The organism is Micromonospora sp. NPDC047548, assembly GCF_040642975.1.
GTDB lineage: Bacteria > Actinomycetota > Actinomycetes > Mycobacteriales > Micromonosporaceae > Micromonospora.
Window position 1 is genome coordinate 117,608 of the sequence record NZ_JBEYTI010000002.1, and the last position, 18,452, is coordinate 136,059.

Genomic DNA, 18,452 nt, shown 5'->3' on the forward strand with positions numbered 1-18,452 from the left:
TCCCGGTGAGCACGGGGAGCGTGCCACGGCCTGACCGCCCGGTCAGCGGGCGCGGCTGCCCTCCAGCACCCCGTCGACGACCTTCTCGGGGAGGATCCGCTCGTCCAGCTCCGGGTGCCAGCGCAGCATCCGCTGCATCAGCATCGGCCCGGTGAGCAGCGCCATCGTCACCTCGACGTCGAGGTCGGCGCGGAGCTCGCCGGTGCGGATCCCGCGCCGCAGCACCTCGCGCATCAGCTGCCGGCGCGGCTCGATGATGTTCTGGTAGAGCTGGAAGTGGTCCGGGCTGCGGTTCACCTCGGGCACCAGGCAGGGCATGATCTTCGCCGCACGGGGGTCGATGTTGTGCCCGACCGCGCCGACCAGCAGCACCAGGTCGTCGCGGACGGAGTGACCGGTCGGCTGCGGCACGATGCCCTTGAGCCGGCGCAGCGCGTCCAGCAGCAGCGCGTCCTTGCCCGGCCAGCGCCGGTAGATGGTGGCCTTGCCGACTCCGGCGCGGGTGGCGATCGCCTCGATCGACAGCGCCTCGACGGTGCTGCCCTCGGCGAGCAGGTCGAGGGTGGCCTCGATGATGGCCTCGTCCGCGGCGGAAGTCATGTCAGACATTGTCGCCGAACCTATGCGGTTCCGGCCAACTCCCGTTCACCGACCACCGGCACGGCGGCGGGCGCGCCCGCGGCGCGGCCCGGCATCCAGCGCGCCACGATGAGGATGCCGAGGGCGGCCACCACTGCGGAGAGCGCCGCAGCCCAGTGCATGGCCGAGACGAACGAGTCGTTGGCCGCCGCGATCAGCTTCGGCGCCGCCGGCCCGAGCTGTCCGGCCGCCGCGTACGCGCCGGAGATGGATTCGGTGGCCGCGTCGCGGGCCGGGGCGGGGAGGCCGCCGACCGTCGAGGCGATGTCCTCGCGGTAGACCGCGGAGAGCACCGAGCCGAGCACGGCCACCCCCAGCGCGCCGGCAACCTGCCGCACGGTGTTGCTGACCGCGGAGCCGACGCCCGCCTTCTCCCGGGGCAGCGCCGACATGATCGACTCGGTGGCCGGCGGCATGATGTTGGCCATCCCGGCACCCTGGAGAAAGAAGAAGACCAGGACCACCCAGATCGGCGTGCTCGCGTCGACGAAGGCGAACGCGCCGAGCGCCACCACGGTCAGCGCCAGCCCGACCGCCGCGACCGCCTTGCCGCCGTACCGGCGGACCATGGCGGCGCTGTGCGGGGCGAAAATCAGCTGGGCGCCGGCGAAGGGCAGGAAGAGCAGACCGGTCTCCAGCGGGCTGTAGCCGCGGACGAGCTGGAGGTAGAACGAGCTGAAGAACATGACGCCCATCGCGGCGAAGAAGATCAGACCGACGATGGCCACCGGCGCGGCGAAGCGCGGGACCCGGAACAGCCGGACGTCCAGCGAGGGGTGGTCGCTGCGCCGCTCGTGGGCGACGAACCAGGCCAGCACCGCCAGGCCACCGACGAGGGCCGCCCAGACCATCGGCCGGTCGAAGCCGTGCTCGCCGCCGTCGATGATGCCGTAGGTCAGCGCGACCAGGCCCACCACGGAGAGCAGCACGCCGAGCAGGTCCACCCGGCCCGGCTCGGGGTCGCGGGACTCCGGCACCAGCAGCGCCACCAGGACCAGACCGGCCGCCACCACCGGCACGTTGATCAGGAAGACCGAGCCCCACCAGTAGTGCTCCAGCAGCGCACCGCCCAGGATCGGGCCGATGGCCACGGCGAGGCCGACCGCGCCGGCCCAGATGCCGATCGCGCGGCCCCGCTCCCGCGGGTCGAAGATGTTGGAGATGATCGACAGGGTCACCGGCATGATCGCCGCGCCGCCGACGCCCATCAGGGCGCGGGCCGCGATCAGCTGGCCGGGATCCTGCGCGGACGCCGACAGCAGCGACGCCAGGCCGAACAGCGCCAGGCCGATCAGCAGGAACCGGCGGCGGCCGATCCGGTCACCGAGTACGCCGAAGGTGAAGAGCAGCCCGGCGAAGACCAGCGTGTAGGAGTTGATCGACCACTCCAGCTCACCCTGGCTGGCGCCGAGCCCGTGCACCGGGTCGGCGAGGGTACGCAGCGCGACGTTGAGGATGGTGTTGTCGAGGACGACGACGAGCAGGCTGATCACCAGCACCCCGAGGATCGTCCACCGCCTCGGATGTCCCGTGTTCTCGTGCGGTTCCATGTGTCCGGTTCTCCCCCCGGGGCTCCCGTGCCGCGCAATACGATACGGGTCAGACTCGTAATAGGCCTGAGCGTAAGCTCCACAGTTTCGATACGGAACCGTATCGTATCGTATGTGGTGGGCGTCACGCCTCCGCTTCGCGGCGGGCCGGCGGCCCCCGCCACCTCACCGGCACGGAGTCGATCGTCGCCGGCACGCGCAGGTCCCGGCCGGGTCGCTGTCCGGTTCGACCGCGCCGGACCCCGAGGGCGCCTGGGCGGCGAATGTCCGGTTCGACCATGCCAGCCCCAGACGGACGTCAAAGCGGAGAATGTCCGGCTCCGTGGTCGGTCCGGTGCGCCCAGACGCCCCGGTCTGGGCCGCTTAGTGCCGGCCTGTCCCGTGACCGGCGGCACCCGGGTGGCGGAATGGTGGCCGGCCCGGGGTGGTTACATCACCTGGACGATCGCGGCAGCAACCCCGCTGGCCTGGCCCGATAGCGTGGCCGGCCCGAGGGTGCGGGCCCCCGGGAATGGTGGTGGGCAGCCGGTCGTTACACACGGTCCCGGCGCCACGAGCCCCCGCTCGTGAAGCCTGCCGGACAGAAGCTTTCCTCTTCTTGTTTTTGTTGAGCGCCTTGTCGTGGTGCTTGCGCGTGTCCGACCCCCGTCGGATGCGTCGCCAATCCCCCCTCGAAGGAGCTAACTCCCATGAATACGATCATGCGTAAGAGCGTTCTTGGTATTGCTGGTCTGGCTTTCGCCGGTGGCGTGTTCGCCGGTCCGGCCACCGGCGCCCACGCCGCCCCGGCAATGGACGCCAAGCCGGTCGCCGTTGCGGTGCAGGCGGACAAGCCGGCCGTGGACAACGCCAAGCTGATCCCGCACGGTGTGCAGGGCGCGCAGTCCCGGATCGACCTGAACGGCGAGCAGACCGACAATGCCAAGGCGATCATCGCCGCGACGAAGAAGTCGGGCCTGGACGAGCGGGCCGCCGTGATCTCGATCGCCACCAGCCTGCAGGAGTCGAAGCTGGAGAACCTGGGTCACCTGGGTGACCGCAACGACCACGACTCGCTGGGCCTGTTCCAGCAGCGCCCGAGTTCGGGTTGGGGCACGCCGGAGCAGATCACCGACCCCGAGTACTCCACCGTGGCGTTCCAGAAGGGCCTGAAGCAGGTCGACGGCTGGAAGGACATGCCGCTGACCGAGGCCGCGCAGACCGTGCAGGTGTCGGCCTACCCGGACGCCTACGCCCAGTGGGAGCAGCAGGCCGCCGACCTCGTCGCCCAGCACTGGAACAGCTGACCCACCACAAAGCAGGACATAACCGCTGGCCGGCACCCCAAGGGGGTGCCGGCCAGCGGCACATCCACCCCGGGAACCCCTCCACCCCACGTTGATCATGAGGTTAGCGGCAGTGGAGGAGATCAACTCCGCCGCCAACTTCATGATCAACGTTGGGTGGGGCGGGAGACCTGGGGTGTGGCCCGCCGTGACCGGCGCAGGGATCAAGCCTGACCGCCCGGAGCCGGGCACGGCGGGCCATACCCCACCCACCACAAACAGCAAGCAACAGACCACACCACGAACAGCAGGCAGCGGGCAGCGGGCAGCGGGCAGCGGGCAGCGGGCAGCGGGCAGGATGAGCCGCTTGCGGGCGGCCTCGACAGCGTGGGCTGCCATAGGTTCGGTCCGCACCAGACGTACCCCCGGTGTGCGGTCACTTCCAGGGGCCGGGACGGCGCTGGACCTATCTGCGACGGGCGGCCATCCAGCGCAGCGCCAGGGCGGCGACGGTGCCCCACACCCCGCGCCGGAACAACAGCACGACGAGGACGAAGATGCCGCCGGTCACCAGGCCGATCGCCTCGAATCCGGAGAACGACAGCCAGTCCTCCAGCCGGACCACGATCACCGCGCCGAGCACCCCGCCCCACAACGTGCCGATGCCGCCGAGCACCACGACGATGACCGCCTTGCCGGAGGTGGTCCAGTGCAGCACGTCGAGAGAGACGAAACGGTGGCCGACGGCGAAGAGCCCGCCGCCGAGCCCGGCGATGAAGCCGGAGAGCACGAACGCGGTCAGCTTGTAGCGGTGCACCGGGTAGCCGAGCGCCCGCGCGCGGGCCGGATTGTCGCGGATGCCGACCAGTACCCGGCCGAACGGCGAGTGCGTGATCCGCCAGGCGGCGGCCAGGCCGAGCAGCACGATCGGCAGGATCGCGTAGTAGAAGTAGTAGTCGTCGGTCAGGTCGAGGCCGAACAGCGACCGGGGCACCCCCTGCAGGCCGTTCTCGCCCTTCGTGACCGACCGCCACTCGTTGGCCACGTAGTAGACCATCTGGGCAAAGGCCAGCGTGACCATGGCGAAGTAGATGCCGGTCCGCTTCACCGCCAGGTAGCCGATGGGCAGCGCGAGCGCCGCCGCGCCGAGCGCCCCGGCCAGCACGGCGAGCGGGAACGGCAGGCCGGCATGGATGGCGACCAGCCCGGTGAGGTACGCCGACGTGCCCCAGAACGCGGCGTGCCCGAAGGACATCAGCCCGGTGAAGCCGAGCAGCAGGTCCACCGAGACGGCGAAGAGCGCCCAGCAGAGGATGTCCACGGCCACCGCCGGGTAGAGCCCGTTGGGCAGCCAGAGCGCGGCGGCCAGGCCGGCGGCGAGCAGCGCGTACCGGACCCAGCCGGGCGCGCGGGCGACGGCGAGCAGCCCGGACGGCGGCGCCGGCCGGTTCGCGTCGGCCGGGGTGTCGACGGTGCTGGTCATGCCGGTGCCTCCTCACGGCCGAACAGCCCGGCCGGCCGCCAGAGCAGCACGGCGGCCATCACGACGAAAACGATCGTCTGGGACACGATGGGGAACTCCGACAGGTACGCCTCGCCCCACGCCTGCACCAGACCGATGCCGAAGCCGGCGGCGACCGAGCCGAAGATCGAGCCGAGGCCGCCGATCACCACCACCGCGAAGACCACGATGATCAGGTCGGCGCCCATCAGCGGGTTCACCGCCCGCATCGGCGCGGCGAGCACCCCGGCGAGCCCGGCCAGGCCGATGCCGAAGCCGAAGACCGGGGTGACCCACCGCCCGACGTCGATGCCGAAGGCCCGGGTCAGCTCCGGCCGCTCGGTGGCCGCCCGGACCACCATGCCGATCCGGGTACGGGTGAGCACCCACCACACCGCGACGCAGAGCAGCACCGCGAAGCCGAGGATGAACACCCGGTACGTCGGGAAGTCGAAGAGCCCGAAGTCGACCGAGCCGCTGAGCTCGGCCGGGGTGGCGTACGGGCTGGACTGCACGCCGTAGCGGGTCTTGACCAGGTCCTGGAGGATCAGCGTCAGGCCGAAGGTGAGCAGGAAGTTGTAGAGCGGGTCGAGCCGGGTGAGCCGGTGGATGACGGCGCGCTCCAGGATCATGCCGACCACGGCGAGCGCGACCGGCATGATCACCAGGGCCGCCCAGAACGGCACGCCCGCCTCAGCCAGCAGCACGTACGCGCCGAAGGCGCCGAGCATGTAGAACGCGCCGTGGGCGAAGTTCACCACCCGCAGCATGCCGAAGATGACCGCGAGCCCGAGGGCGAGCAGGGCGTAGAACGCCCCGCTCACCAACCCGTTGAACGTGTTCTGGAGGAAACCGGTCACAGCTTGCAGTCCGGGGACGGGGCGCGGAACGCCTCGGCGGCGGGGATGGTCTTGAGCACCTTCACGTAGTCCCACGGCTCGGCGACCTCGGCCTGCGGCTTCACCTGGGCGAGGTACGCGTCGTGGATGACCCGGTGGTCCTCGGCGCGGATCTTGCCGTTGCGCAGGAAGACGTCGTTGACGCTCTTGCCCTCCAGGCCCTTCACAACGGTGTCCGCCTCGTCGGTGCCGGCGGCCTGCACGGCCTCCAGGTACTGGGTGGCGGCGGAGTAGTTGGCCGCGTGCGCGAAGGACGGCCGGGTGCCGGTCTCCTTCTGGAACCGGTCGGCGAACTCCCGGTTCTGCTGGTCGAAGTTCCAGTACCAGGCGTCGGTGTAGGTGGTGCCCGCGAGGGCGGCGGGGGTGAGCGAGTGGATGTCGGAGATGAACATCAGGCCCACGGCGAGCCCGATGCCCTTCTCCCGGAGCTTGAACTCGTTGTACTGCTTGACCACGTTGACCAGTTCCGCGCCGGCCTGCATGGTGCCGAGCACCTGCGGCTTCGGGTTCATCGTCGAAGCCTTGAGCAGGAACGACGAGTAGTCACCGCTGGTGTTCGGGAACGGCGCGCCGTCCTTGCCGACGACCGTCCCGCCGGCGGCGGTGATGGCGGTGGAGAAGCTCTTCTCCATGTCCTGCCCGAAGGCGTAGTTCGGGTAGAGGATGTACCAGTTCTTCCCGACCTGCTCGGTGGTGGTCTTGCCGGTGCCGTTGGCCAGCATGTAGGTGTCGTACGCGTAGTGGAACGTGTACTTGTTGCAGCTCTTGCCGGTCAGGTCGGTGGTCGCCGCGCCGATGTTGAAGTAGAGCTTCTTCTTCTCCTTCGCCACGTCGGCGACCTTCAGCGCGGCCGAGGAGGTCGGCACGTCGAGGATCAGGTCGACGGCCTTGCGGTCGTACATCTCCTGGGCCTTGGCGTTGGCGACGTCCGGCTTGTTCTGGTGGTCGGCGGTCTCGACGGTGATGTCCTTGGTGACCGCCTGGTCGCCGTGCTTGGCCTTGAAGTCGGCGATGGCCATCTCCACGGCCTTGACCGAGTTCTTCCCGGACAGCTCCGAGTAGGCCCCGGACTGGTCGTTGAGGACGCCCAGCACGATCTTGTCGCCGGTCAGCTTCTGGTCGCCGCCGGACTGGGGCCCACCGCCGCCGCACCCCGCGGCCAGCAGCACCGTCGCCGACGCGGCGGCCACACCCACGCTCCTACGCATATCCATCCCCTTCGTACCGCGCGGGCACCGCGCGGGTCAGCCGTCGAAAATTCAGATCCCGAGGTACGCCAGCAGCTCGCGCTCCCGCGAGCGCACCTCGGAGTTGGCCATCGCCTCCACGACACGTCCCTCGGCCAGCAGGTAGTGCCGGTCGGCGACGCCGGTGGCGAAGTGCAGGTTCTGCTCGACCAACAGCACGGTCACCCCGTGCCGCTTGGCCTCCCGCAGCAGGTCGCCGACCTGCTGCACGAGCAGCGGCGACAGCCCCTCGGTGGGCTCGTCGCAGAGCAGCAGCCGGGCGCCCATCCGCAGCACCCGGGCCAGGGCGAGCATCTGCTGCTCGCCGCCGGAGAGCATGGTCGCCGCCGAGTCGCGGCGGGTGTACAGGGCGGGGAACGCCTCGTACACCCGCTCCAGCGGCCACGGGTCGGGGCCGACCCGGGGCGGCAGGGTCAGGTTCTCGGTGACGGTGAGGGTGGCGTACGCGCCACGGTCGTCGGGGACCCAGCCGAGCCCGAGCCGCGCCCGCTTGTACGCCGGCAGCCGGCTGACGTCCCGCCCGGCCAGCTCGACGGTGCCGCGCTGGCCGGGATGCAGCCCCATCACGCAGCGCAGCAGGGTGGACTTGCCGGCGCCGTTGCGCCCGACCAGGGTGACCACCTCGCCGGCGGCGACGTCCAGGCTCACCTCCCGCAGCACCTGCGCCTCGCCGTAGAAGGCGGAGAGGGTGTCAATGCGCAGCATCAGCGGCTCCCAGGTAGGCGGTGATGACCCGCTCGTCGGCGCGGACCTGCTCGTACGGGCCCTCGACCAGCACCGTGCCGGCCTGCAGCACGGTGACGGTGTCGGCGAGACGGCCGACGACACTCATGTTGTGCTCGACCATCACCACGGTCCGGCCGGCCCGGACCCGGGCGATCAGCTCCACGGTGCGGTCGACGTCCTCCAGCCCCATCCCGGCGGTCGGCTCGTCGAGCAGCAGCACCTTCGGGTCGAGGGCGAGGGCGATGGCCAACTCCAGGGCGCGCTTGCGCCCGTACGCCAACGCCTCGGCCGGGGCCTCGGCCAGCGCGCCGAGCCCGACCATGTCCAGCAGCTCGTCGGCCCGCTCGCGGTAGCGGCCCATCAGCGTGGCCGACCGCCAGAACCGCCAGCCGAGCCCACTCGGGCTCTGCAACGCCAGTTCCACGTGCTCGCGGGCGGACAGCTGCGGGAAGAGGCTGGTGATCTGGAACGAGCGGGCCACCCCGAGCCGAGCCACCCGCTCCGGGGGCAGGCCGGTGACGTCCCGGCCGTCGAGCTCGATCCGGCCGTCGGTCGGCGGCAGGAAGCCGGTGAGCAGGTTGAACAGCGTGGTCTTGCCGGCGCCGTTCGGGCCGACCAGCGCGTGCACGCTCTCCGGGGCGATGTCGAGGTCGACGTGGTCGACCGCGCGGAAGCCCCGGAAGTCACGGGTCAGCCCGCGCGCCGACAGGAGCGCTTGCCCGGCCATCGCCTCATCCTCCGCAGGTCACTGGCGACGACCGGGTCGGTGACCGAGGTCACAGGGCCATCGCGTGCAGGAAACCTACGGTGCGCCGAAGCGGTCGAGCCATGTCGATTACCCACACATTCGGCCGGCGCCGGACGGGCCCGCCCCCCATAGGGACGGGCCCGCCCACCCTCGTCGACCGGGCCCGACCGGGATCGGCGCGCGTCGACATGTGGGCCGCCACCGTCACCGGGTGACGGCGTAATCCGGCAGGGTGAGGCCGTCGGCGTGGCTGAAGAACAGCCGGGTGGCGAGCCCGCGCAGCGGGCGGGAGGCCATCGCCCGCATGGACGCGTCCCGCATCCGGATCGCGGCCCGGCTGGCCGGCAGGAACCCGGAGATGCCGCCGCCCGGCAGGTCCTGACCGCGCGCCACGTGCGCCCGGAGCACCTCCTCGTAGCGGCGGTACGCGACCCGGTGGTCGCCGCCGGCGGCGGCCAGTTCCCCGGCCAGCAGGTACGCCCCGACCAGGGAGAGGCTGGTGCCCTGCCCGGTCAGCGGGGAGGGACACCAGGCGGCGTCGCCGAGCAACGCCACCCGCCCGGTGCTCCAGGCGCCCATCCGCACCTGGGCGTACCGGTCGAAGTAGAAGTCCGGGGCGTCGGCCATCGCGGCCAGCAGCTCGGCGGCGCGCCAGCCCACGTCGGCGAAGCGCTCGGCGAGCAGGCGCTGCTGGGCCGCCCGGTCCCGGCGGTCCACCTCCAGCGCCGGCGAGGCGAAGCTGAAGAAGGCGCTGGACCGGCCGTGCCGGTTGGGGCGGGTGCCCACCACCCGGCCGCCGGGGGCGTTGTGCATCTGGAACCAGCCGGTCTCGTCCGGGTACGGGGTGGTGAAATACGCCACGTACGCCCCGAGCGGCCGGACGTACGCCGACTCGGGGCCGAAGGCGAGGGCCCGGGTACGGGAGTGCGAGCCGTCGGCGCCGATCACCAGGTCGACGGTGCGCGGGGCGGCGTGGGTGAAGGTGAGCCGCACCCCGTCGTCGGTCTGGGTGAGCGTCTCGATCGAGTCGTCGAAGACGTACTCCACGTCGGCCCGGGTCTCCTCGTACAGCAGCCGGGCCAGGTCGCCGCGCTCGATCTCGATGTCGGCGACGATCCCCTCACCGACGAAGGCGTCCACCGGCATCCGGACGCGGACGTCGCCCCGCGCGTCGACGTACGCCATGCCCTGCAGGCGGACGCACTCGGCGCGGATCCGGGCGGTCAGCCCCATCCGGTCGACCACCTCGCGGGCGGTCCCCCGCACGTCGACCGCCTGCCCGCCGGGGCGCAGCCCGGGCGAGCGTTCCACGACGGTGACGGCGAAGCCGTACCGGCGCAGCCAGAAGGCCAGCGCGGGGCCGGCGATGCCGGCGCCGGAGATGAGTACGGTCCTGTCGTTCATCGCAGCACTCCCGAGTTCGTGCGTACACCGTCCACCCGGTCCGCGCCGGGTCCGCCCTGGACGGTAGGTCCGCCGTGGCCCGCCGGGCTCGTGGTGACCTAGTACGCTCCCTCGGCGAGGGCCCGCCAAGGAGCCTCGTCCTAGTACGCCGCGCCGGAGGTGCCGCCATGGCCGGGTCGGAGCCGCCGTACCGGCGGATCGCTGCGGAGATCCGCCGCCGGATCGCGCTCGGGGAGCTGCGCCCCGGCGACCCGGTGCCGTCGGCGCGGCGGATCACCCGCGAGCACGGCGTGGCCATCGCCACCGCCACCAAAGTGCTCGCCCTGCTGCGCGACGAGGGGCTGGTGCTGACCCGACCCGGCGCGGGCACCGTGGTGGCCCCGCCCCGCCCGGCGGCGCCCCGGGCCCGCCGTGGCCCGGCGGACGCGGAGCCGGAGCTGAGCCGGGAGCGGCTGGTGCGTACCGCGATCGGCCTGGCCGACACGGGCGGCCTGGCCGCCGTCTCGATGCGGCAGATCGCCGCCGAGCTGGGGGTCGCCACCATGGCCCTGTACCGGCACGTCCGCGGCCGGGACGACCTGATCCTGGCGATGGCCGACACGGCGCTGGCCGACGCGCCCCTACCCGCCGCGCCGCCGGCCGGCTGGCGGGCCCGCCTGGAACTGCTCGCCCGCACACAGTGGGCGGTCTACCAGCGGCACCGCTGGCTGCCACACGTCATCTCGATGTTCCGCCCGCAGCCGTTGCCGAACGGCATGGCGCACACCGAGTGGGCGCTGCGCGCCACGGCCGGGCTGGGGCTCGACGCCCAGCTGCGCTGGCACGCCGCGGTGACGCTGGTGGCGTACGTGCGGGGCATCGCCACCAACCTGGAGGCGCAGGCGCACGCCGTGCAGGACACCGGGCTCACCGACGAGCAGTGGGTGGACAATCACGAGGCGATGTTCCAGCGGATGATGAGCGGCGGCCGGTACCCGACGCTGGCGATGCTGGACGAGGCGATCGACCTGGACCTGGACACGGTCTTCGAGTTCGGCCTGCGCCGGCTGCTGGACGGCTACGCCACGCTGATCGAGGTCGGACCACCGGCCCACGGAATTTAGCACTGGGAGTCTGGGCGCTACTCCGTGCCGGCGACGCGCTCCAGCCCGGCGACGGTCCGCTCGTACTCGGCGGCCAGCCCGTGCATCAGATCGGCGGCCACCTGGCCTGAGCCGCGGCGCCGCGCCCCCGGTCGCTTCCCGGCCGGGGGCGGCGGCGGTCAGGCCGTCAGCGCGTCGAGCGCCAGGTCCACGTCCGCGTCGGTGGAGTAGACGTGGAACGAGGCGCGGACCCGGCCGGCGCGCACCGCCGCCCGCACCCCGGCCCGTTCCAGCCTCTCCCGCGCACCGGGCACCTCCACCGTCACGATCGCGCTCTCCCCCGGCGGCCGGTCCAGCCCGGCGAGGAACCGGTTGGCCAGCGCGACGTCGTGCGCCCGGATGGCCGGCACGCCGATCTCGGCGACCAGTTCCAGGGCCGGTGCGGTGCCGACCCAGCTGAACCAGGCCGGCGAGATGTCGAACCGCCGGGCGTCGTCGGCCAGCCGCAGCGGCGGGCCGTAGTAGGAGGCGTGCGGGTCCTGGCCCGCGTACCAGCCGGCGGCGTCCGGGCGCATCCCGTCGCGCAGGGACGGCGCGAGGTAGGCGAAGGCCGAGCCCCGCGGCGCCATCAACCACTTGTACGCCCCGACCACGACCGCGTCGGCCAGGCCCGCGTCGAACGGCAGCCAGCCGCACGCCTGGGTGGCGTCCACCACCACCAGGGCGTCGTGCGCGCGGGCCGCGGCCACGATCTCGTCGTACGGGGCGACCGCGCCGTCGGCGGACTGCACCAGGCTGAACGCGACCAGGTCGGTGCGGGCGTCGATCGCGTCGACCAGCCCGGCCAGCGGCACGGTGCGCACCGTGACGCCCCGTTCGCCCTGCACCAGCCAGGGGAACAGATTGGAGGTGAACTCGACCTCGGGCACCACCACGGTCGCTCCGGCCGGCAGGGCCGCAGCGACGGGGGCGAGCACCTGCGACACCGCGCTGCCGGTCGCCACGTCCGCCGCCGGCACGCCGACCAGGCCGGCGAAGGCGACCCGGGACCGGTCGACCGCCTCGCCCCACCCCTCCCACGACGTACGCCCCACCCGCCAGTCGGCCAGCGCCTCCTGCACCGCCGTCCAGCCCGGTTCGGGTGGCAGTCCGTAACTGGCGGTGTTCAGCCAGCCGGGCTGCGGCTGCCACAGCTTCTGCGCCTGTTCCAGGTCCATGCCGCCGACGGTAGTGGGACGGAACCCCATCGGGGGACGGCCAATCGACGGTCGGCGGCCCGCTACCGGATGTTGCCGGTGTGGCCGAGGGAGTAGCGGCCGGGCTGCGGCCAGACGGTCAGGCCGTGCGGGCCACGGCCGACGGGGATCCGGGCCAGCAGCTTGCCGTCCTGCGTGCTCAACACGTACACCTCGTCGTGGAACCGCCCGGAGAGCCAGAGCTGCCGGCCGTCGGCGGACAGGCCGCCCATGTCCGGGCTGCCGCCGGGGATCGACCAGGTCGTGGTGGGTTTCAGGGTGGCCAGGTCGAGCACCGTCACGCTCCCCTCGTCCCGGTTGGTGACGTAGGCGCGGGTGGCGGCCCGGTCGAAGTAGATGCCGTGGGCACCGCGGCCGGTGGGGATGAAGCCGGTCTGGCGCTCGGCCCGGCCGTCGAAGACGTACACCCCGTGGGCGTGCATGTCGGCGACCAGGAAGTGCTGCCCGTCCGGGGTCAGTCGGGTGTCCTGGGGCATGCCGTCGGCCGTTCTGGTCAGCGGGAACTCGCGCACCTTGTCGAGGGTGGCGGTGTCCAGGACGATCATCCGGTTGGCGAACTCGCAGCTGAAGAGCATCGTCGCGCCGTCGGCGGAGTAGTCCATGTGGTTGATTCCCCCGCACGAGGGGAACCGCACCGAGCGCGTCCGCTTCCAGGTGGTCGGATCGTAGAGGTCCAGCCGCTGGTACGCCTCGGCGACCACGATCGCCTGTTTGCCGTCCGGGGTGAAGTAGAGGTTGTAGACGTCCTCCAGGTTGACGAACTTGCCCGGCTTCCCGGTCCGGGCGTCGACCGGGATCACCCCGCCCCGGGGTATCTGACTGGACGCCACATAGAGCGTGCGCAGGTCGTAGGAGGGGACGACGTGCTGCGGCTCGGGCCCGCCGGGGAACTTCCCCACCACCTCGAAGGTGGCGGGGTCGATCATCCAGACGTCGTTGCTCTTGGTGTTCGGCACGTAGACCATCGGCCGGTCGCCGCGGACCTGCTCGGCGAGCTGGTTGGCGCCGGCCGCGGCGTAGACGTTGCCGGCCGTCGGGTACGCCGGCATGCCCGGCACCCGCGGCTCGAAGGCCGCGCTGGGCGGGGCGGCGGAGGACGGGCCCGTCAATGCCTCCCGGGTCGGTCCGCGGCTGGTGCAGGCCACGAGCCCGGCCAGCATGATCACCACCGGGACGGCGAGCCGTAGGCGTCGGGTGGGCACCAGCCGACGGTATTGGACGAAGTCGCCTCATGGGCGGCGAATCCGGCAAGTCGGCAGCGGAGCGGACAGTTAGCTGACGTTGGCCGGGCCGAGCACGCTCTTCAGGTCACCCATCAGCGCGGTGGTCGCCGCCACCCGGAACGGCCCGAGCCGCAGCGTGGTGGTCTTGCCACCGTTGAGCAGCTTGACGTGCACCTCGGTGTCGCCGGGGTGCAGCACCAGGGTCTCCTTGAGCCGTTCCACCAGCGGCGGGGTGCACCGGTGCACCGGGATGGTGAGGGTGACCGGCTTGTTGGCGGGGTTGGTGCTGACGTCCGGCATGGACATGTCCATCGCCATGATCCGCGGCGTGTCGTCCCGGCGGTCCACCCGCCCCTTGACCACCACGATCGCGTCCTCGGCGATGTACTGCCCGATCACCTCGTAGGTGTTGGGGAAGAACAGCGTCTCCACGCCGCCGGCCAGGTCCTCCAGCGTGGCCGAGGCCCAGGCCCGGCCCTGCTTGGTGACCCGGCGCTGCACGCCGGAGAGGATGCCGGCGAGGGTGACCACCGCCCCGTCGGGCACCCCGCCCTCCTCGGCGAGCGCGGCGATCGTGGTGTCCGCCGCCGCGCCGAGGACGTGCTCCAATCCGAAGAGCGGGTGGTCGGAGACGTAGAGGCCGAGCATCTCGCGTTCGAAGGCGAGCTTGTCGCGCTTGTCCCACTCCCCCTCGCCGATGGTCGGCATGACCGTGGTGCTGCCGCCGGTGTCGGCCTCGCCGAAGCCGGCGCCGAAGAGGTCGTACTGGCCGACCGCCTCCTTGCGCTTGACATCGGCGTACGCGTCGATCGCGTCGGCGTGCACGGCGAGCAGGCCCTTGCGCGGGTGCCCGAGCGAGTCGAACGCGCCGGCCTTGATCAGTGATTCGATGGTCTTCTTGTTGCAGACCACCGCGTCCACCTTCGACAGGAAGTCGTAGAAGTCGGCGTACTCGCCCTTCTCCCCCCGGCACCGCATGATCGAGGCGACCACGTTCGCGCCGACGTTGCGCACCGCGGCCAGGCCGAAGCGGATGTCCGTGCCGACCGGGGTGAACGGCCCGGCGGAGGTGTTCACGTCCGGCGGCAGCACCTGGATCCGCATCCGCCGACACTCGGACAGATAGAGCGCCATCTTGTCCTTGTCGTCGCCTACCGAGGTGAGCAGCCCCGCCATGTACTCGGCGGGGTAGTGCGCCTTCAGGTAGGCGGTCCAGTAGGAGACCAGCCCGTAGGCGGCGGAGTGTGCCTTGTTGAAGGCATAGCCGGCGAACGGCACCAGGACGTCCCAGACCGCCTGGATCGCCTCGTCGGAGTAGCCGCGCTCGCGGCAGCCGTCCCGGAACGGGATGAACTCCTTGTCGAGGATCTCCTTCTTCTTCTTGCCCATCGCCCGGCGCAGCAAGTCGGCCTGACCGAGCGTGTAACCGGCGAGGATCTGCGCGGCGCGCTGCACCTGCTCCTGGTAGACGATCAGGCCGTAGGTGGGGGCGAGGATCTCCCGCAGCGGCTCCTCCAGCTCGGGGTGGATCGGGGTGATCTCCTGGAGGCCGTTCTTGCGCAGCGCGTAGTTGGTGTGCGAGTCGACGCCCATCGGGCCGGGCCGGTAGAGCGCCAGGACGGCGGAGATGTCCTCGAAGTTGTCCGGCTTCATCAGCCGCAGCAGCGAGCGCATCGGCCCGCCGTCGAGCTGGAACACGCCGAGGGTGTCACCCCGGGCCAGCAGATCGTAGGCCGCCTGGTCGTCCAGCGACAGGGACAGCAGGTCCAGCTGCTTGCCGTGGTTGAGCTCGATGTTCTTGACCGCGTCGTCGATGATGGTCAGATTGCGCAGGCCGAGGAAGTCCATCTTCAGCAGCCCGAGCGACTCGCAGGTCGGGTAGTCGAACTGGGTGATGATCGCCCCGTCGGCGTCCCGGCGCATCAGCGGGATGTGCTCGATGATCGGCTCGGCGGACATGATCACGCCGGCGGCGTGCACGCCGGTCTGCCGGATCAGCCCCTCGATGCCCTTGGCGGTGTCGATCACCTTGCGCACGTCCGGGTCGGACTCGTATAGGCCGCGGATCTCGCCGGCCTCGGCGTACCGGGGGTGCTTCGGGTCGAAGATGCCGGTGAGCGGGATGTCCTTGCCCATCACCGCCGGGGGCATCGCCTTGGTGATCCGGTCACCCACCGCGTACGGGTAGCCGAGCACCCGGGCCGAGTCCTTGATCGCGGCCTTCGCCTTGATCGTGCCGAAGGTGGCGATCTGGGCGACCTTGTCCTCGCCCCACTTCTCGGTGACGTATTTGATCACCTCGCCGCGCCGACGCTCGTCGAAGTCGATGTCGACGTCCGGCATCGAGACCCGCTCGGGGTTGAGGAACCGCTCGAAGATCAGGCCGTGCGGGATCGGGTCGAGGTCGGTGATGCCCAGGGCGTACGCGACCAGCGAGCCGGCGGCCGAACCACGGCCCGGACCCACCGCGATGCCCTGGTTCTTCGCCCACTGGATGAAGTCGGCGACCACGAGGAAGTACGACGGGAAGCCCATCTGGTTGATGACGCCCAGCTCGTACTCGGCCTGGACGAGGTGCCCCTCCGGAATGCCGCCCGGGTAGCGGCGGGCCAGCCCGGCGAAGGTCTCCTTGCGGAACCAGGACTCCTCGGTCTCCCCCTCGGGCACCGGGAAGCGCGGCATCAGGTTGTGGAACTCGAACATCCCGGTCGGGTCGACCTTCTCGGCGACCAGCAGGGTGTTGCGGCAGCCCTGCTGCCACAGCTCGGAGGAGTCGACCGCGCGCATCTGCTCGGCGGACTTGATGAAGTAGCCACCGCCCTCGAACCGGAACCGGTTGGGGTCGTCGATGTTGCTGCCGGTCTGCACGCAGAGCAGCACGTCGTGCGCCGTGGCCTGGGCCTCGTGGGTGTAGTGCGAGTCGTTGGTGACCACCGGTGGGATGTCCAGCTTGCGGGCGATCTCGGTGAGCCCGTCGCGGACCCGGCGCTCGATCTCGAGCCCGTGGTCCATGATCTCCAGGAAGTAGTTCTCCTTGCCGAAGATGTCCTGGTAGCTGGCGGCGACCTTGAGCGCCTCGTCGAACTGGCCCAGCCGCAGCCGGGTCTGCACCGCCCCGGAGGGGCAGCCGGTGGTGGCCATGATCCCCTCGGCGTGCTCGGCGATCAGCTCCATGTCCATCCGGGGCCACTTGACGTAGTGGCCCTCCATGGAGGCGCGCGAGTTGAGGGTGAAGAGGTTCTTCAGACCGGTGGCGTTCATCGCCCACATGGTCTTGTGGGTGATCGCGCCGTTACCGGAGATGTCGTCGCTCTTCTGTTCCGGCCGGCCCCACTTGACCCGCGCCTTGTGGAAGCGGGACTCCGGCGCCACGTACGCCTCGACCCCCAGGATCGGGGTGATGCCGGCGGCCATGGCCTGCTTGTAGAAGTCGTTCGCGCCGTGCATGTTGCCGTGGTCGGTAATCGCCACCGCCGGCATGCCGAGCCGGTTGGCCTCGGCGAAGAGGTCCTTGAGCCGGGCCGCCCCGTCCAGCATCGAGTACTCGGTGTGTACGTGCAGATGCGCGAACGAATCGCCCATGCGTGGCGCCCCCCGGCGGTATGGATCTTGGTGGTCGCAGCCGACCGGGACCTACCCTACCCAGGTGGTCTGACCCGCTCCACCGTCCGCGCCGGGGGTGGCCCGCGTCTCGTCCGGGTCCGAACGAACGGCACCGCATCCGGCGCGGATTCCCGTTAGAAACGCCCGCCAGGAAGGCCACCGTCACGCAGGACGGGTCCACAGTCAGCGCACGCAACGCGGGCTTCAACGAGGTCTGTCGCCGGGAGCGGTCGAAGACCTTCGGCACTGGGCAACGGTGAGCCAGGCGTACACCTCACCGCCCAGCTTCCCTTGACGGGCCCGCCTGGGCCTGGTGTGACATTTCTTCATCGAAGAAGGGCGTGACCGCGAAGTCACGCCCTTCTTTCCATGACAACCAGCAGCAGCGCCGGCTCGGAGGTCAATGGCCTTGCGTTAGCTGGGTCGGTGCGGGCTGAGTAGGTGGAGTTGGATTGGGTCAGGAGTTCTTCACAAATACCCTAATGTCACTCAGAGCATTTGGCACGCGCAATCTCAGTTCAGGATCGTCCGCCAACTCATGCAACCGAGCAATGACTTTCTGAGAGATCGCACGATGCAATCTCGCCACATGACCGATGCACGTGACGGCAAGCTCTCTCACCTGACGGTCGACAGGCGCGTCGAGGAGGCGAAGTAGCACATCTTCGATCCATTCACGATCGGGCTCATCCAACGAGAGCGCCAGCAAGGCATCAGTCGCCTCTCTTACATCGTCACCGTAGATCAGCTGAAGCAACGATGATCGCCAACGTTCATCTTCCCCTCGATCGAGACTATCAGTCATCGCGCCTCACCCTCGCACCTTTCCTTTACGAGTGACGAGCCCGGCTTTAATGAGCGCAGATTGTTCACCTTGCTCGAATTCACGCCACTCTCGAACATGGCCATGCCAGATATTGTTCACGCCGCCATCTACCTTGCCACATCCACAAGGAATCTGCTGAGTCCGGTCGAGCATGACAAGCTGACCGTTTGAGACGCCAATCCGCCGAGGCGCCTGACCCGGCGCGTCGGGAGTAATCTCGACGGAATTCTTTAGCGCAGCCTGTCCGTCAATCGGCTCGGCACCACTGGGACCTCGAGAGGTCGTGCGCGCTTGCCTACCGTGCTTAGTGCGCCCTTGCGTGTCGTAGATGTCCTCACCGCAGTTGTGGACGAGGACCGGGGTGTTGCCGGCGATCACATAGTAGGTGTGGGATTTTCACCCCGTCACGCAGTGTGACCTACGTGTCCTTGGCCTCCCACCTGGCCTTTCGTGGATCGCGCCGCCCCTCCTGGTCGATGTCTA

At 70.5% G+C, this 18,452-nt stretch carries 15 protein-coding genes; 2 read left to right on the top strand and 13 right to left on the bottom strand.

Translation table 11 applies throughout. The annotated features are described in order from the left end of the window. Window positions 1-42: 42 nt before the first annotated feature. Both ABZ807_RS02380 and ABZ807_RS02385 read right to left on the bottom strand, forming a co-directional pair. A complete protein-coding gene (locus ABZ807_RS02380; RefSeq protein ID WP_357151693.1) occupies window positions 43-600 on the bottom strand; it encodes a TetR/AcrR family transcriptional regulator in 558 nt (185 codons plus the stop codon). Between the two features lie 20 nt (window positions 601-620). Beyond that, a complete protein-coding gene (locus tag ABZ807_RS02385; RefSeq protein ID WP_357151695.1) occupies window positions 621-2,189 on the bottom strand; it encodes an MFS transporter in 1,569 nt (522 codons plus the stop codon). 689 nt (window positions 2,190-2,878) lie between these two features. On the opposite strand from ABZ807_RS02385, the gene ABZ807_RS02390 reads away from it, so the two are divergent. Further along, window positions 2,879-3,475: a hypothetical protein gene (locus ABZ807_RS02390; protein ID WP_357151697.1), complete on the top strand. Its 597-nt coding sequence runs from the start codon at window positions 2,879-2,881 to the stop codon at window positions 3,473-3,475. Window positions 3,476-3,920: 445 nt separating this feature from the next. On the opposite strand, the gene ABZ807_RS02395 is transcribed toward ABZ807_RS02390, so the two are convergent. From ABZ807_RS02395 to ABZ807_RS02420, 6 genes are all read right to left on the bottom strand, one after another. Next, the gene (locus tag ABZ807_RS02395) at window positions 3,921-4,937 is read right to left on the bottom strand and encodes a branched-chain amino acid ABC transporter permease (RefSeq protein WP_357151699.1); all 1,017 of its coding nucleotides are present in this window, start codon (window positions 4,935-4,937) and stop codon (window positions 3,921-3,923) included. After that, window positions 4,934-5,815, bottom strand: coding sequence for a branched-chain amino acid ABC transporter permease (locus ABZ807_RS02400; protein WP_357113196.1), 882 nt, complete (start codon window positions 5,813-5,815; stop codon window positions 4,934-4,936). Before ABZ807_RS02400 ends, ABZ807_RS02395 begins: the two co-directional genes overlap by 4 nt. Next, window positions 5,812-7,068, bottom strand: a complete 1,257-nt coding sequence (locus tag ABZ807_RS02405; protein ID WP_357151701.1) for an ABC transporter substrate-binding protein — start codon at window positions 7,066-7,068, stop codon at window positions 5,812-5,814. Before ABZ807_RS02405 ends, ABZ807_RS02400 begins: the two co-directional genes overlap by 4 nt. Before the next feature lie 45 nt (window positions 7,069-7,113). Continuing rightward, the gene (locus tag ABZ807_RS02410; protein ID WP_357151703.1) at window positions 7,114-7,806 is read right to left on the bottom strand and encodes an ABC transporter ATP-binding protein; all 693 of its coding nucleotides are present in this window, start codon (window positions 7,804-7,806) and stop codon (window positions 7,114-7,116) included. After that, window positions 7,793-8,554 (bottom strand): ABC transporter ATP-binding protein, encoded by a 762-nt coding sequence (locus tag ABZ807_RS02415; protein ID WP_357151705.1) that lies wholly within the window; start codon window positions 8,552-8,554, stop codon window positions 7,793-7,795. The genes ABZ807_RS02410 and ABZ807_RS02415 overlap by 14 nt, the downstream gene beginning before the upstream one ends. A gap of 225 nt (window positions 8,555-8,779) precedes the next feature. Further along, window positions 8,780-9,979, bottom strand: a complete 1,200-nt coding sequence (locus ABZ807_RS02420; RefSeq protein ID WP_357151707.1) for an FAD-dependent monooxygenase — start codon at window positions 9,977-9,979, stop codon at window positions 8,780-8,782. A gap of 167 nt (window positions 9,980-10,146) precedes the next feature. Between ABZ807_RS02420 and ABZ807_RS02425 the strand changes: the two genes are divergently transcribed. Next, window positions 10,147-11,082, top strand: coding sequence for a TetR/AcrR family transcriptional regulator C-terminal domain-containing protein (locus tag ABZ807_RS02425; protein ID WP_357151709.1), 936 nt, complete (start codon window positions 10,147-10,149; stop codon window positions 11,080-11,082). 158 nt (window positions 11,083-11,240) lie between these two features. Here the strand turns inward: ABZ807_RS02425 and ABZ807_RS02430 are convergent, their stop codons facing one another. From ABZ807_RS02430 to ABZ807_RS02450, 5 genes are all read right to left on the bottom strand, one after another. Further along, window positions 11,241-12,278: an aminotransferase class V-fold PLP-dependent enzyme gene (locus ABZ807_RS02430; RefSeq protein WP_357151711.1), complete on the bottom strand. Its 1,038-nt coding sequence runs from the start codon at window positions 12,276-12,278 to the stop codon at window positions 11,241-11,243. A gap of 62 nt (window positions 12,279-12,340) precedes the next feature. Continuing rightward, complete coding sequence (locus ABZ807_RS02435; protein WP_357151713.1) at window positions 12,341-13,519, bottom strand: YncE family protein; 1,179 nt, start codon at window positions 13,517-13,519, stop codon at window positions 12,341-12,343. A gap of 69 nt (window positions 13,520-13,588) precedes the next feature. Next, window positions 13,589-17,122, bottom strand: a complete 3,534-nt coding sequence (gene dnaE / locus ABZ807_RS02440; RefSeq protein WP_357151715.1) for a DNA polymerase III subunit alpha — start codon at window positions 17,120-17,122, stop codon at window positions 13,589-13,591. A gap of 478 nt (window positions 17,123-17,600) precedes the next feature. Beyond that, window positions 17,601-17,948 carry a hypothetical protein gene (locus ABZ807_RS02445; RefSeq protein ID WP_357151717.1) on the bottom strand — a complete coding sequence of 116 codons (348 nt, stop codon included), beginning with the start codon at window positions 17,946-17,948 and terminating at the stop codon, window positions 17,601-17,603. A gap of 6 nt (window positions 17,949-17,954) precedes the next feature. Continuing rightward, complete coding sequence (locus ABZ807_RS02450; RefSeq protein WP_357151719.1) at window positions 17,955-18,347, bottom strand: hypothetical protein; 393 nt, start codon at window positions 18,345-18,347, stop codon at window positions 17,955-17,957. Window positions 18,348-18,452: the final 105 nt, after the last annotated feature.